Below are 14,273 nucleotides of genomic sequence, written 5' to 3'. Positions count from 1 at the left end.
GCCGGCACCGCCTTCTTTCCCCGCCCGCACCCAGGAAGCACCACCGATGAGACGTTCATGGCACGCACTGCTGGTGTCCGCGATCGTGGCGGCGACGGCCGTGCCCGTGGCCCTGGCGCCGACCGACGCCGTCGCGGCCGACGGTGACATCACCCCGTCGATCCTCGCCAACAGCGACGTGGTCCTCGGCGGAAGCGCCGTCGTGAACGTGCCGCCCGGGTCGCACACCTACTCGGGGGTGATCAGCGGGCAGGGGTCCCTGCGGGTCTCCGGCACGGGCACCCTGATCCTCACCAAGGACAGCACCTTCACCCTGCCCGGCTCCCAGCAGGGCCAGTCCGTCACCATCCTCGGCGGGAACCACCCCTATGTGGTCGTCAGCAACCCCGACCGGCCCGCGATCACCGTCGACGCCGGCGCCACCCTGCAGTACGGCAACGGCGGAACCACCGGCCTGATCGGCGCCTTCCCCTACAACTCGCCCGGCTACCAGCAGAACCAGGACAACATCCGGATCGACGGCACGCTCAACCTGTCGCTCACGCGGCTGTTCAACCTGGGCACCGTCAGCGGCTCCGGGACGATCTTCCAGCCCCGCAACCTGTGGGGCACGCTCCAGCTGTGCGGAAGCAGCCCCTTCTCCGGGGTGCTCGACATCGGCACCGGCGCCAACTACGCCGCCACCACCTGCGCGGCCGACCTGCCGAACGCCAAGGCCGTCCTCAACCGCGGTTCGTGGATCATCGACACCCCGCTGAACCAGACGGTCGTCCAGCGCCAGAACTTCTACAGCCGCGAATACGGCAACGACGTCAACGTCCACTCCCGGCCCGGCAGCAAGGTCATCCTGACGGGCACCTACAGCTACAGCGACAACACCGGCACGGCCCCGCCGACGCTGAGCAACGGCAACCTCAACCTGGTACCGGTCGCCCACCAGTTGAACAAGCGCGGCACCAACATCGAGGGCGCCGACGTCCACTGGGGCGACGGCACCACCCACCAGATCTTCCTGCCGGGCACGGCCGAAACGGCGTACATCAACCTGCACGCCAACTCGCAGCGCTCGCGGCTGACCTTCGACTACAACGGCCCGGTCACCCTCGGCCTGCCCATCGGCGGCGGGAAGTACCACGACACCCTCGCCGCTCCCGGAGCGGGCGACATCGTCATCGCCGGCACGTCCGGGAACGACGTCACCTTCGCCGCGGCGCAGTTCTACGACGGCTCCACCACCATCCAGCGGGGCGCCACGCTGCGCCTCGGGTCCGGGGCGGGAGCGGACGGGAGTCTCCACACGAAGGGCGCTCTCGACGCGATCAGCGACGACGGCGCGCTGATCATGCAGAACGTCCGGACGCCCGTCACCCTCCCGGCGGTGTCCGGCTCCGGATCGGTCACCCAGAACGGCACCGCGACGACGACGCTGACCGCCGCCTCCTACACCGGCGCCACCACCGTGGCCAAGGGGACGCTCGCGGTGGCCGGTGCCTCGCTCGCCTCCTCCAGCGGGGTCGCCCTCACCGGTGCGTCCGCGGTCCTCGACCTCTCCGCGGCGAAATCGACGACGCTGCGCAAGCTGGAGGCCGTCACGGGCGCGAAGATCATCCTGCCCGGCGGGGCCCAGAGCCTCACCGTGGGCCCGCAGGACGCCGCGCTCTCCGGCGACACCCTCAGCGTGGGAGGAGCGGCCTTCTCGGTCGCCCGCACGGCCGGTCACATCGAGCTGACGGCCACGACGGCGGCAACCGAGTCCGCCTCCCCGTCGGCAAGCGCCACGAACGCCGCCCCCGGCCAGGCCGACCCCCCGGCCCCGGCGGGGCCAACCGACAGCCCGGCCGTGGCCCGGGCGGGCGGTACGGCCTGGGGGACGCTCCCTTCGGCCGCCGCCGCCTTCGCCGCCCTGGCAGCCGCGGCCGGTCTCGTCCTCCTCGCTCTCCTCGCTCTCAGGATCCGGCGCAGACGCCGGCCCGTCGACCGCCACCGCCGGCGCGGCCGCCGAGCTTGAGCGGGATGCCAGGGAGCTCGGGGGCGGGGAGGCGGTCGCCTGGATCGAGCGGCTCACCGAGCTGCCGGAGCACCGCTGGCCCGGCGTGCGGCGGACGGTGCGCGCCCCCTTGAGCTGTGGGTCGCACCGGTTGTCGCGAAGCCTTGACACTGCGTCACGGGCCGAGAACCCTGGTGCTGTACTCCAGGGACGCGAGGGGCACGATATGCCGTGGATCGACGAGAGCAAGCGCCACGAGGGTTTCCCGGCGGCGGTGTTGGCGGACGGCAGCGAGCCGGCGCCGCTGCCGGACGGGCGCACCACCTGGTGGCTCTACAACGGTGCGGACGGTCCTCGGGCCGCTGCGGTGCGCGGTGGCTGCAGCTGCGGCTGGCGGGGTGAGCGGGTGCACCTGCTGGACTTCGGCGACGACGTGGCGACCGAGGCGGTGGGCGAGGCCACCGGGCCGTTCGCGGACTGGGAGGTGCACGTCGACCTGGCCGAGGGCGTGGTGCCGCGCGAGGTCGAGGAGCTGGTCGCGGCGCTGGTCGACCGGATCTGCGACCTGACGGAGAGCCGGCCGTACGCCGCCGCCCGCGCGGCTGCCCGCTTCGAGCGGGCCGCCGGTTCGACCGCGCTGCTGGCCGGCCGCAAGGCCCGCAGCAGCATGATGACCTGGGAGTACATCGGCCGCGCCTTCGGCTGCGGGCCGGAGGAGGCGCTGGAACGGTTCGGCGAGACGCTGCACGACGACGTCGACCGGGGTGAAGAGGCGTAGGCCGTCAGCCTTCACGCGTCGCCGCCGCAGGCGGCCGGAGGCGGGCCCGGGCGCCTGGGGCCGGTCAGGGGGTGGTGAGGCCGAACCAGTACTCGAAGGTGTCCAGCAACTGGTGGAGAGTGTTGAGCGGTCCGCGGACGACAGATCGTGTAGGCGAGAGGGAAGCGGACCGTCAGCCAGGGGGCCTCCTGCTCCACCGCATCCGCCAGGGGGCTCAGACGGGTGTCAGCGGACGTCCGTCCTCAGTTGCCTGTCGCCTCACGGAGGTGTGCCAGGTAGCGGTTCGGGTCGCTGCCGTGGGCCTGGTCCTGGGCTCCGTGGCGGATGTGGGCCAGGTCTCCGCCGGGGGTGATGCGCAGCATGGTGGTGGCGGCGTGGGGAGTGCCGGTGCGGCGCAGGGTGTCGGCGTCGGTGACGGGGGTTTCGGGGCCGAACATGGCGATTGCCTGGGGGGCGGTGGCGGCGGGTGGTTGTCCGGTGCGGTTGGCGCTGCTGACGTACAGGCGGGGGAAGCGGTCGAGCAGCGGGGTGAGGGGGTGCCAGCGGGTGCCGAAGAGGAGGAGGTGGCCGTCGCGCAGTGCGGGGGTGGTCCAGGCCGGTGGCGGGGTGTCGGTGTGTACGGGCACCAGGAGGGTGACCAGGTGCTCGCGGAGCAGGGTGTACGCGGTGCGCAGGGCGGTCGGTGTCAGGTCCAGTCGCGCCGTGAGGTCGGTCCAGGTGGTGTCGTCGTGGACCCACAGGGCGACTTCCTGGTCGGTGGGGCGGCCCTTGGCGTTGTTGACGGCCTGGGGGGTGGTGGCGGTGACGACGTAGGTGAGGGGGCTGGGGTTGGGCAGGATGACGGCGCGCCCGGCGGTCAGGGCGTGGGCGGCGGGGCTGGTGTCGAGCGGGGCGGTGGCCGGCATGGGGGCGGTTCCGTTCAGGATCGGGGTGTGGCGGCGGTCAGGCCGTCGAGGTAGGCGGCGAAGTCGGCGTCGGCGATGACGGCCTGGTTCAGGCGGTAGGCGCGGTCCTTGGCCCAGGCCAGTGCGGTGCGGGTCTGGGCCGGGTCGAGTCGGTGGCCGAGTCGCTCGGCGACCGCGCGCAGCACGCGCCCGCTGGCGAGGTGGGTGAGGACCACGGTCGGTGCCAGCCCGAGGTGCTGTCGGGGGTCGTAGGGCTGGAAGGTCTGGGGGTGGGTGAAGGGGGTTCCGGTGGAGATGGTGGCGACGCCGGTGCCCACGACGGGGGTGGTGACGGTGAGCGGGACTCCGGTCTCGGCGGACACCATCCGCGCGATCGTCGGAAGCCGGGTCAGGTCCGGCTGCGTCCACCACGGTTCGCAGCCGGGGCCGAGGATCTGCTCGGCCTTGGTCCGGTCGTGGGCGAGCAGGAAGAGCAGCTGCTCGGTGGCGGCCATGCCGCTGCGCTCGGCCATGCCCAGCCACGAGCACGCCGCCACCCGCACTCCGCTCTCCAGGGCGGTCAGGGTGTTGGCCAGGCCCAGGCCCAGGTCGTTGTGCAGGTGCGAGACCAGGACGGTCTCGGGCCCCGCGCCGGCCGCGACCCGCTGGAACAGGTCCCGGGTCCGGCCGGGCAGCAGGTCGCCGACCGTGTCGGCCAGCACGATCGTCCCCGCGCCCTGGGCCGTCATCGCCCCCGCGTACTCCGCCACCAGGGCGTGGTCCGCGCGGGGAGCGTCCACCAGGCACACGTCCACCGCGACGCCGTCTGCCAGACCCACGGCCTCCTTCACCACGTCCAGACCCCGGCGCAGGGCCTCGCGGGCACCGCTGTGCACCAGGGCCCGGGCGGTCGCCTCGGAAGCGGCCACGATCACCATGACCCGCGCGTGCGCCGCACCCCGCACCGCGCTCAGTGCCAGCCGTACGTCCGCCACCGTGCCCCGGCAGATCGCGGACGGACTGACCGAACCCTGCGCCTCCAGAGCGACTTGGCGCGTCGCCTCGAACTCCTGCCCGCACACGGAGGGGAAGCCGGCCGCGAACACCACGTGCCGGGGCCCGTCCGCCCCGAACACCGCCCCCTGCTCCCGGGCCAGCCGGACCCGGAAGCCGGCGCTCATCAGGGTCTTGGCCTGGGCACCGTCCCGTGCCGACTCCTCGAAGAACACGACCCGCCCGGCCCCGGCCGACTCCCGTACCACGTCCACTGACGACAACGCCCCAACCCCTGTCCTGGCACGGCACTCGCGCACCGCGATACGTCGAGACCGACTCGGGCGGATCGTAGACCACTTCCAGGCCGCCGACGTTGACGCGGCATCCCCCGCCCCAGCGTCTGATGCGCCTCGCCGAGCAGTGCGACGGCCGGCACCGCGCGCGGGTCCCGCCGCTGCGGGCGTCCTGCGGGCACCTCCCGATCTGTCAAGAGCAATGGTGGACTGACGCGTCGTCATGGGAAGATCCGCAGCGAGTCGGCCGGTACGGTCCGGGTCAATGCCACGACCATGACCGGTGCGGTCGCCTCGTCCTTCACCACCTTCCAGGAAGCCCGGCCTTGACCGGGCTTCCTGCAGCCTGCGACCACTCCAACGCCTTCCTCACCCGGGCGCTCGCCGTCACCGGGGAGGAGTTTTTCTACGCTGCGACCGGCTCGCCCGGACCGTTCGGGACGTCTGGGGGAGGGCCGGTGTCAGTGGGTGCCCGGGGCCGGCCGGTCCAGGGCGGACAGGGTTCCGTAGCGGTCCGCGACGTGGACGCGGAGGTCCCGGTGGCGGGTGAGCAGTCCGTCCAGGTCGGTGCGGAACTTCGGCGAGCGGGTCATGTGCTCGGGCACGACCAGGTATCCGCCCTGCTCCGGCGGGATGATCCCGGCGACCAGGGCGCGGCGGACGACGCGGTCGTGGCGGGTGGCGGCCCCGGTGCCGTGGAGGGGGTCGTGGGCGAGGGCGACGACGCCGCCACGGGCGGAGAGCTGGTCGAGGTCGGGGACCAAGCGCCAGATCTGCTGGGCCTGGTGGCTCTGGACGGAGCCGGCGAGGTTGGCCTCCAGGCCTCGGGCGTGGCACAGGTCGACGAAGAAGCGGATCTCCTCCAGGGACAGGATGCCGGTGCGGGGCAGGCCGTGGGCGTCGGTGTCGTGGGCGTCCAGGTCGACCAGCTCGTCGCTGCCCGCGGTGGAGATCAGCCCGATGCGGGCGACCTTCAGCAGGATGCTGGTGTCGATCATGATGGCGTCCGCCCCGGCGGCGGCGCTGGCCTCGACCATGGCTCGGATCGCCTCGGTGTCGGTACGGCGGCGACGGGTCAGGCCGTAATCGGCATGCGGGAACGGCTCGTTGACGGTGACGTGGGTGCCGCGCGCCGCGGCCGGCAGGGCACCGCAGGCCTTCAGCTCGGCCTCGTCGGGACGCCGGTCGGCGAAGAGCGGGCGTCCGTCGTCGCCGAGCAGGGCGTCCGCGTGCTCCGCCAGGTCGAAGGCGCCCGGCGCGTCGGCCGCGGCCGGGTCGTACTCGCGCAGACCCACCAGGGCACGGCGCACCTGGGGCAGGCTCTTGCGGGCGTCCCACAGGTCCAGATCCTGGGCGAACAGCACGGACATGACGCGGGTGCGCCCGAGCCCGTCGGCGCGCCGCAGCGTGGCGGTGATCTCACCCAGGACGTCGGAGAGTTGGCCGACACCCATGCCGTCGAGACCGACCTTCACGATCGGGCACGGGTGCACGGCGGTGCCCATCGACACCGCGACGCCGAGCGCCGCCTGCGCGGCCTTGCCGACCATCTCGTACGGGGACTTGCCGATCGCCAACCCGCCCGCGGCGCGCCGGTACAGCAGCTGGTCCTCGCCGATGTTGGTACTCAACTGCACCGGCAGGTCCCGGCGGGTGGCGAGCACGGCGTCGGCGATGTCCATGATGCGCCGGGGCTTGATCGTGCCCAGCGCACTGCGCGGGTCCTCGCTGTCGATGATCCGCGCCCCGCAGAGCACCGCCTCACGGGCCTCCTGCGGCCCGAACACACTGACCAGCAGCCGCCGGTCCCCATAAATCCCGCTGCGCACGCGACTTCCCCACCCTCTGATCACGATCTTGACGACGGGAGCAGACGGTAGCCGTCGGGCCATGCTCACGTCACCACTTCCGTGAGTGAAGCCCTTCCGGACATCGGATGTGATGAACTGAAGGGTTGCGGTCGCCGGCCGGCCTGATTGCGGCGGGACTTGGAGGCACTCGAACGCGGTGGTGATCACGTCGGTCCAGCGCACTGGTGCAGGACCGCGTGCGGTCGGGAGTGGGTCGCCCGGCGGCGGGGCGGGGCGGGGCGGGGCGGGGCGGGGCGGGGGTCCGCGGTCCGGGTCTTTGCCCTTGCCGCCACGTTCGGCCCACTGCCCGCCGGGCTCGGGCGTCGGGGAGGCGACCCTTCGGTCCGGATCGCCGACCCCACAACGCTGTCGCAGAAGCCGGGCGGATGCTCAGGGCTGGGACAATCGCTCCTCGTAGGCCAACGAGTTCGGCCCCCAGCCGTCCACTTCGTTGCCGTTCACGTCCACGGTGGCGTCCATGTGGCCGATGGCATAGAGGACCGCCAACGCCACCGCCTGGGCATCGTGGTCGTCGATCTCGTGGACGGAATAGCGGAGCGAGTTCTGCACGCGGCCACAGAGGTTGGCGGCGACGCCGAGAACCGAGAAGCTCGACCTGCGCAGACCGGACGCCTCCAGAGCACTGCTGCCGCCGCGCAGGATCTCGCACGCGGCGTCGAAGGCCTCGGCGAAATCCGTGGCGGCATACGAGCCGGACTCGCTCCTGTACAGGCGAAGGAAGTGGTTCTTGATGAGCCAGTCCCGCAGATTGTCCACCTGCAGGACGAGCCGCTCGGCCGCCTCCACCCACCGGATGGTGGATGCGCCCCGCATGAGCAGCCTCTCCAGTTCGGTCAGGTCATCGGGAAGGCGGTCGGTAGTGTCCATCGGAGGCGGCCTCTCTCTGTCGGAGTGTCGGGCCTGGGCGTCACCGATGACAGGTTGGCCCGGTGGCTTCGCGGACACGGACACCCCGGTTGATCACATGCGGTGGCAAGCATGCCACCGGCCGCCCGCTACCGGTAAGACCTGCGATGGGTGAAGCGAAGCCGGGGCCCGTTCAGAATTACTTGACATCCTCAACTGTTCAGTTCTACCGTTTCGGCATTACTTAATGGGATGAACCATCGAGTGAGTCAACACTTCTTGCGAGGAGCACCACCCATGAAGGCCATCACCTACCGCAGCTACGGCGGACCGGACGTCCTGGAGTACGGGGACGTGCCCGAGCCCAAGCTCGGTCCGGACTCCGTCCTGGTCCGCGTGGTGGCGGCGTCGGTCAACCCGGTCGACTGGAAGATCCAGGCCGGCTACCTCGACGGCGCGATGGACGTGGTCTTCCCCGTGATCCCGGGCTGGGACGTCGCCGGGGTCGTGGAGCGGGTCGGCGTCGGAGTCACCGAGTTCACGCCGGGCGACGAGGTGATCGGCTACGTCCGCGAGGACATGGTCCGCCGCGGCACCTTTGCCGAGTACGTCGCCGCGCCCGTGCGCACTCTCGCCCGCAAGCCCGCCAACCTGGACTTCGCCCAGGCTGCCGGCCTGCCGCTGGCGGGCCTCACCGCCTACCAGGCGCTGAGCCGCGCCCTGGAACTCAAGCCGGGTGAGACCGTGCTGGTCCACGCGGCCGCCGGCGGGGTCGGCTCACTCGCCGTCCAGATCGCCATCGCCCTCGGCGCCCGGGTGATCGGCACCGCCAGCGACCGCAACCACGACTACCTGCGCGGCCTCGGCGCCGAGCCGGTGGCCTACGGTGAGGGCCTGGCCGACCGCGTCCGCGCGCTGGCGCCGGAGGGCGTCGACGCCGTACTCGACCTGGTGGGCGGCGAAGCCCTCCAGATCTCGCCGGCGCTGCTCGCCGAAGGCGGCCGCCTCGCCTCCGTCGCCGACGGCGCCGTCCTCGCCCTCGGCGGGCGCTACGTCTTCGTGCGCCCCGACGCCGCCGACCTCGCCGCCCTGACCGACCTCGCCGAGAGCGGCCGCCTCACCGTCGAGGTCGCGGCGACGTTCCCCCTGGAGCAGGCGGCCGACGCCCAGCGCCTCAACGCGGCCGGCCACACCCGCGGCAAGATCGTCGTCACCATCCCCTGACCCCCGCCTGAACCGCCCCCATCACCAGGACCGTCCCGCACCACCCCGGAAGGACCCGCCGTGTCTCTCGTCGTGATCACCGACTGGCTCGCCGACACCGGCGCCGACCAGCACGTCGCCGATCTGCTCCCCGCCGTCACCGAGGCCGCGCTCACCGAGCCCGGCGTGCTGTCCTACCGGGTGGTCCGCTCCCTGCGGGACCAGGGCGCCTTCGTCGTCTTCGCCGAGTACGAGGACGAGAACGCCCTGGCGGCCCACCGCGAGAGCGTGTCCTACCAGCGACTGGTCCTCGCCGGCATCACCCCGCACCTCATCGACCGCCAGGCCGAGGCCTACGCCCTCGTGTGACGCGAGCCGCCGACCCGCGGCGGCGTACCAGCTCCTCCAGGCCCGAGCCGGTCGGGTCACTCACCGTGCACCGCCACTGCCTGGGGGTTCATCGCCGACAGCAACTGGTCGCAGGACCTTCCGCGAGGGTTCGGTCTTCCGAGGAAACGCACGTTGCCGGCGATCGCTTGCCGGGACGGAGGCCGAGTGCCCGGGCCGGGGGCGTTCAGTGCGAGGCTGCGGGGGCATCGGCCTCGGTGTGCGCCCGGAACGGTGCAGTTCGGGCCTCCTTGTCCGGGGCGTGGTGCTTCGCTTGCCGTTGTCCCGCCGGCCACCCGTGCTGGGAGCACACTCGGGACTTCGGCGGCTGTGCCCGGAGCATGGTTCCCGGGTGGGCACACCGTGGCACGCGCGGTGGTGGACAGCGTCCCCGGCCTCGGGGACTGCGTGCGCGCGGTGCTCGCCGAACTGCCCGAGGACCGGACCGGTGAGGTTGACGCCGTCGGCCTCGCCACCGATCTGGAACGCGGCCCGCTGCGGCTTCGGCCGGTCGCCGTCCTGCGAATCTCCCCGCCTTGTCATCCCGCGGCGGCTGGCGCGCTCACCAGGCCCGACCCGGAGCTCGCAACCGCCTCCACCACCGCGAGCGCCGCCCGGGGCGCCGCGCTCGCGGCTGGGGCGGAGCGCGCCGTGGTCGTGGACGCCGCCGCGGCGGAACTGCGGTGCGTGAGCGTCACCGACGGCGAGGTGGAACGCTCCGACATCGGCCGCGGGCTCGGCGGTGTCAACCTGGACCTGGACCGGATCCGCGCCGACGTCCTTCCTCGCGCCGACCTGGCGCAGGACGGTTCAGGCCAGGTCGCCGACCGGGTCGCCGATTTGGTGGCCCGGGTCCAGCAGGCGTACGCACTGCTCTGAACTGGCGGTCGTTTCGGCGGTGAAGCGCGCCACGACCGCCGCTAAGGAGGCCCGAACGCTATGGGCGCAGGCCGATCGCCTGCACCGAGAACTCAACCGCGACGTGTGACCGCCCGCCCCCGGCGCCGCAGCGCTTCCCACACAACCCTGGCCACCAGCGGGCTACTGAGTGCTACCTCCTCCAGCCAGGTAGCTGTCAGCAAGTCGCTGCGATTGGCTACGAGTTCGTCGGCGGCCTCCTCCAACAACTCCTCGACAACAGCCGAGCTGTCACTGAGTAGATGCTTGCGGTCAACCGAAAGCGTCAGGCCGGGAGTTGAGGGCCGTAGGTTGACGACTGCGCCCCGAAGGCCCTCGTTTCCCGCGTGGGGCCCTGAATGCTGGGGGTCGACGCGCAGCCCATCGACGAGAAGCCCGCCCCCGTATTCGCACCAGATGACCTGCCCTCCGAGGCAGGGCAGAGTCCAGCCTTCAGCGCGCGGCCCGCTCTTCTCGCGCCCGAGCCACCGCGCGGCCCTCAGCTCTCCGGTCTTCCATACCGACTGCCCATAATCATGATTATGGGCAGTCGCCTCAACTGAATGGCTTTGGAGGGTAGTTGTGACTTCGGCGATACCAAGCACCCGCTCCAGAGACATCAAAACGTCCAGAGGCTCTGAGCTCGCAGCCTCGAAGCTGGACTCTCCTTCACGGAGGATGAGCCTGACGCTGGTCCCAGGTGCGCCAGTTTCGGCATGGCGGTGGATCCGGTAGAGCGAGGTTGAGCTGGCGATGGCGAGTCGCAGTACCGGGCCGCCCTGCCCGTGACGGTCCATTGCGCAGGTCGTCACCTCGATCTCGTCAGCCAGCATGAAGTAGCTGAGCACGCCGACGCCGAATCGGCTGTTCGACTCAAGCCTTACCGGCGGGTCGCATGAATCCCATTCTGCCTTTTCGGCCAGGAACTTGGCCGTGGCGACGTACCGGCGGCCGGCACGGGAGAACAGCTCCCGGACCGCCTCCTCCGTCATTCCCACACCGTTGTCGCGGCACTCGACGAAACGTCGTCCCTGTTCGTCATAGCCTTGCGTGAACGTGACCGCGGGATCGAAGTCGGTCACGGCCCCGCTGTTCGTCCTGGCAAGAAATTGGAACCGGGCCTGCCGGTACCGGCAGGCGTCCAGTGCGTTCTGATACATCTCACGGAGCGCTAGAGCCGGATCGCCGTAGAGCTGAGTTCCCATCAGGAGTTCCCGGATGCCGTCTGGCGGCAACAGGGCAAGGCCCTGGCTCTCCTCGCCTTCGACCCGGGCGTCCTCGTGGTCATCGTCCAGCCCGTCTACGACCATCATGTAGGCGCGCGGCAGTTGGAGGACATCAGCAGAGGTGCGATCGTCCTCTGCCAAGCCGTCAAAGACGGGCAGCCCGTACAGGTCGGCGGCCCGCTTCGCCCTCCGTGCCACCGGATTGGCTCGCCCGACCAGGGCACGAACTGCTGCGAACGTGTCGGTCCCCGTCTGCTCCAGGTTCAGTTCGAATGCCCCCGCTTCTTCCATCACGAAGCGTGCAGCCGAGACCCTCTCCAGGATTCGCGCGGTCATCGCCGCCGCCCGGTCGGCCGGCAGCAGCGCGGCCGAAAACCGATCGCCCGTCCGGCTGACCCAGCTGTCGAAGGCGGCGTCCTCGCCCGCCTCGTCATCCAACTGAACGTCGGTCATCTCAGCCCTCTCCTCCGAGTCACTCATCGGGCGTCCTCTTTAATGTGTCCCGCGCCGACCACCGGCTTGAGCTTGTTCCGCGCCTCTCGGAGCGCGGACCTGACGGTCGCCGCGTTCATGTGCAGGATCTCCGCGATGTCCTTCGGCTTGTAGCCGTCGTAGGTCCAGGCGAAGACGCGCTGCTGGACCTCTGGCAATGACCCCAGGACGCTCAGCAATTCCGCGAGGTCCGAATCGCCCAGCTCTCCCAGCAGCCGTTCTGCGGCTTGCGTTGCTGCTCGGTCGTGCACTTCACGCAGCCGCCGCTCTCCGTCACGTACGGCGAGCACTCTGCGCCACGCAACCGTCCGGACCCAGGCGCGGGGGTGGATCGCCCTTTCGGTTCCCCAGACCTCACCGAGTGCGCACATGGCGTCTTGCGCGGCATCCTCGGCCTCCCATTGATCGGCCCCCGACATCCGCAGGTGACGATGCAGGTGGGAAAGGTTCAGTTGGCAGAACTCCTCGAATGAGCCGTGGAGTTCGGAGTTCGGGGGAATGGTCTGGTCTCCGATCGGGTACAGGCACTGGACTGAGCGAATGGCGAGGTCGGCGCTACCTCCGGCGCTCGATCCACCACGCGGCCATGAGGACGGCAACCACCAGCGTGACGATAGTCAGCAGAACTGACCGGGTGGACGCGTAGACCGTGATCGTCACCGCCGTGACGGACTGCAGCACCAACTCCGGTCCAGAGTCTCGCCCGGAGCCCCGCCCTGACCCTGACCGAGCCGGCTCGTGGTCGTCAGCAGGGCGCCCCGCGAGGTCCGCCTGCTGATCGTCGTCGCCGGGAAGTGCCAGCTGCTCTTTGCTCATGTCACCTAGTGCATTGTGATCATGAAAGCGTGCGATCGCCGGGCCCCAATTTTCTGGAGCGGCCTCGCGGGTTCTCGCTGCGGCTGATCGCTGCCGAAGCCGGCGTCGTCGAACTCACCATCCTCCACCGGTCAGCGACAACGACGAGGACGCCGCCACCCTCAAGATCCGCACCGGCGACAACGCCGGGCTGGACTTCTACTTCGCCAACCAGCGGGTGGTCAGCGGCTCGTGTACCGCGATGGTCGAAGCACTGGAGCGCGTCCTGGGCCGCGAGGGAGCCCAGCTCTCCGCCACCGAGACCATCCGCAACGCCCAGGAGGACGCCGTGTCCCTGGCCACCCTGAGCTTTCGCAGCAGCACCAGGTGGAGCCGGTCCCATACGCCGGCCTCGTTCCAGGCCGCGAGCCGCCGCCAGCAGGTCATGCCCGAGCCGAAGCCGAGCTCCTGGGGCAGGTACTCCCACTGGATGCCGGTGTGCAGCACGAACAGGATCCCGCACAAGGCCTGTCGATCCGGCACCCGAGGGCGCCCCGGCTTCAGCTTCGGCGGCTTCGGTGGCAGCAACGGCTCGATCAGTGCCCACAGTTCATCGGACACCACCCACGGGCGAGACACCCTCTTCCCCACAGGCCGACCAGCGAGCACCGAGCTCGACAGTCACGCCCTCAGCGGCTTCTGTCAGGACCTCTAAGAAGGTGCCGGGGCGCAAGCGGCACATCGTGGTCGACTGCCTGGGGCTGCTGCTGGCCGTGATGGTCACCGCGGCGAACGTGACGGACCGGGAGGCCGCGCTGCCGCTGCTGGAATGTGTCCGGGCCCGCTATCGCAGGATCGTCCTGGTGTGGGCCGACGGTGGCTACGCGGGTCGCCTGGTCGGCTGGGCGAAGCAGCAACTGGGGCTCTCGCTCTGGAGATCGTCAAGCGCAGCGACGACGCCTCAGGGTTCGTGGTGCCGCCCAGACGCTGGGTGGTGGAACGCACGCTGAGTTGGCTGATGCGCTCGCGGCGCCTGGTGCTTGACTACGAGAGGCTGCCCGCCGTGCATGAGCAGATGGTGCTGTGGTCGATGACGATGCTCATGAGCCGCCGGCTGGCCCGGCGGCGAGCGTGAACCGTCCCGGGGTGGGCTCGTCGGCCCAGCCCCGGTCGGCCAGCCGCTTCATCTTCGACCGAACTGCTTCCACACTTGCCGGAACCGGTTCCAGTCCGAGTACGGCAGTGATCGCCTGACAGGACATCACTGGCTTCCCGCCGGATCCTTGTTCGGTGAGCGTGGCGAGGATGCGCTGGTAGTGGGGAGCGAGCGCGTCCATGGAAAGCGCGGGATGCCATACCCGGTCCGCCACCTCCCGACGCTCCTCCACGCGCTCACGCGCGGCCAGCTCCCGCTCCTCCAGGACACCCACCACCGACGCCATCCCGGCACCTCCATCAACGGGACAACCCAACGGCCCGAGCATGCCTCGCCATGCCGGCATCATGCCTGAACCGCGGAAACTTGCCGATCAAGTTCGGTACGACAACGGCTTCTGAGCTTGTTGTTTAACCTCGGAGGTCACCCGACCTGCTGATCTGCGGTTCTTCGCGAGACAGT

General features: G+C 70.7%; 15 protein-coding genes and 1 pseudogene. 7 read left to right on the top strand and 9 right to left on the bottom strand.

Annotation, left to right across the window (positions count from 1 at the left end; all coding sequences use genetic code 11):
• The first annotated feature begins 46 nt into the window (after positions 1-46).
• Positions 47-2,008: an autotransporter gene (locus IE332_RS27495; RefSeq protein WP_189921444.1), complete on the top strand. Its 1,962-nt coding sequence runs from the start codon at positions 47-49 to the stop codon at positions 2,006-2,008.
• Between the two features lie 205 nt (positions 2,009-2,213).
• Positions 2,214-2,765 (top strand): hypothetical protein, encoded by a 552-nt coding sequence (locus tag IE332_RS27490; RefSeq protein ID WP_189921442.1) that lies wholly within the window; start codon positions 2,214-2,216, stop codon positions 2,763-2,765.
• A gap of 242 nt (positions 2,766-3,007) precedes the next feature.
• Here the strand turns inward: IE332_RS27490 and IE332_RS27485 are convergent, their stop codons facing one another.
• The 4 genes from IE332_RS27485 to IE332_RS27470 form a co-directional block, all read right to left on the bottom strand.
• Complete coding sequence (locus IE332_RS27485) at positions 3,008-3,670, bottom strand: hypothetical protein (protein WP_189921440.1); 663 nt, start codon at positions 3,668-3,670, stop codon at positions 3,008-3,010.
• Between the two features lie 14 nt (positions 3,671-3,684).
• Entirely contained in the window at positions 3,685-4,917 is a 1,233-nt protein-coding gene (locus IE332_RS27480; RefSeq protein ID WP_229928977.1) for a hydroxymethylglutaryl-CoA lyase-like TIM-barrel protein, read from the bottom strand.
• 482 nt (positions 4,918-5,399) lie between these two features.
• On the bottom strand, positions 5,400-6,767 hold the full coding sequence (locus tag IE332_RS27475; protein ID WP_189921438.1) for a (5-formylfuran-3-yl)methyl phosphate synthase: 1,368 nt from the start codon (positions 6,765-6,767) through the stop codon (positions 5,400-5,402).
• Positions 6,768-7,178: 411 nt separating this feature from the next.
• On the bottom strand, positions 7,179-7,676 hold the full coding sequence (locus IE332_RS27470; protein WP_189921436.1) for a hypothetical protein: 498 nt from the start codon (positions 7,674-7,676) through the stop codon (positions 7,179-7,181).
• 276 nt (positions 7,677-7,952) lie between these two features.
• Here IE332_RS27470 and IE332_RS27465 point away from each other — a divergent pair, with 276 nt between their 5' ends.
• From IE332_RS27465 to IE332_RS27455, 3 genes are all read left to right on the top strand, one after another.
• Positions 7,953-8,879, top strand: a complete 927-nt coding sequence (locus IE332_RS27465; protein WP_189921434.1) for an NADP-dependent oxidoreductase — start codon at positions 7,953-7,955, stop codon at positions 8,877-8,879.
• 60 nt (positions 8,880-8,939) lie between these two features.
• Complete coding sequence (locus IE332_RS27460; protein WP_189921432.1) at positions 8,940-9,227, top strand: antibiotic biosynthesis monooxygenase family protein; 288 nt, start codon at positions 8,940-8,942, stop codon at positions 9,225-9,227.
• A 381-nt stretch (positions 9,228-9,608) separates the two neighbouring features.
• The gene (locus tag IE332_RS27455; RefSeq protein ID WP_189921430.1) at positions 9,609-10,124 is read left to right on the top strand and encodes a hypothetical protein; all 516 of its coding nucleotides are present in this window, start codon (positions 9,609-9,611) and stop codon (positions 10,122-10,124) included.
• A 92-nt stretch (positions 10,125-10,216) separates the two neighbouring features.
• Here IE332_RS27455 and IE332_RS27450 read toward each other — a convergent pair whose 3' ends face one another.
• The 4 genes and pseudogenes from IE332_RS27450 to IE332_RS27435 all read right to left on the bottom strand — a co-directional run.
• Positions 10,217-11,821 (bottom strand): hypothetical protein, encoded by a 1,605-nt coding sequence (locus IE332_RS27450; protein ID WP_189921428.1) that lies wholly within the window; start codon positions 11,819-11,821, stop codon positions 10,217-10,219.
• Positions 11,822-11,844: 23 nt separating this feature from the next.
• Positions 11,845-12,279: an RNA polymerase sigma factor gene (locus IE332_RS27445; RefSeq protein ID WP_189921426.1), complete on the bottom strand. Its 435-nt coding sequence runs from the start codon at positions 12,277-12,279 to the stop codon at positions 11,845-11,847.
• Between the two features lie 136 nt (positions 12,280-12,415).
• Positions 12,416-12,676, bottom strand: coding sequence for a hypothetical protein (locus IE332_RS27440; protein WP_189921424.1), 261 nt, complete (start codon positions 12,674-12,676; stop codon positions 12,416-12,418).
• Between the two features lie 336 nt (positions 12,677-13,012).
• Positions 13,013-13,294 (bottom strand): annotated as a pseudogene (locus IE332_RS27435) (transposase); the annotation flags it as partial.
• A gap of 80 nt (positions 13,295-13,374) precedes the next feature.
• Here IE332_RS27435 and IE332_RS27430 point away from each other — a divergent pair.
• Together IE332_RS27430 and IE332_RS27425 are read left to right on the top strand one after the other, a co-directional pair.
• Positions 13,375-13,665 (top strand): transposase, encoded by a 291-nt coding sequence (locus IE332_RS27430; RefSeq protein WP_189921422.1) that lies wholly within the window; start codon positions 13,375-13,377, stop codon positions 13,663-13,665.
• Positions 13,626-13,790, top strand: coding sequence for a transposase (locus tag IE332_RS27425; RefSeq protein ID WP_229928955.1), 165 nt, complete (start codon positions 13,626-13,628; stop codon positions 13,788-13,790). Before IE332_RS27430 ends, IE332_RS27425 begins: the two co-directional genes overlap by 40 nt.
• On the opposite strand, the gene IE332_RS27420 is transcribed toward IE332_RS27425, so the two are convergent.
• Positions 13,756-14,097, bottom strand: a complete 342-nt coding sequence (locus IE332_RS27420; RefSeq protein WP_189921417.1) for a hypothetical protein — start codon at positions 14,095-14,097, stop codon at positions 13,756-13,758. The genes IE332_RS27425 and IE332_RS27420 overlap by 35 nt on opposite strands.
• Between the last annotated feature and the right edge of the window lie 176 nt (positions 14,098-14,273).

This window comes from Kitasatospora xanthocidica, assembly GCF_014656195.1.
GTDB classification, from domain to species: Bacteria; Actinomycetota; Actinomycetes; order Streptomycetales; family Streptomycetaceae; genus Kitasatospora; species Kitasatospora xanthocidica.
Note: the sequence above shows the minus strand (reverse complement) of the source record. Positions and strands in the feature narration are given on the sequence as shown.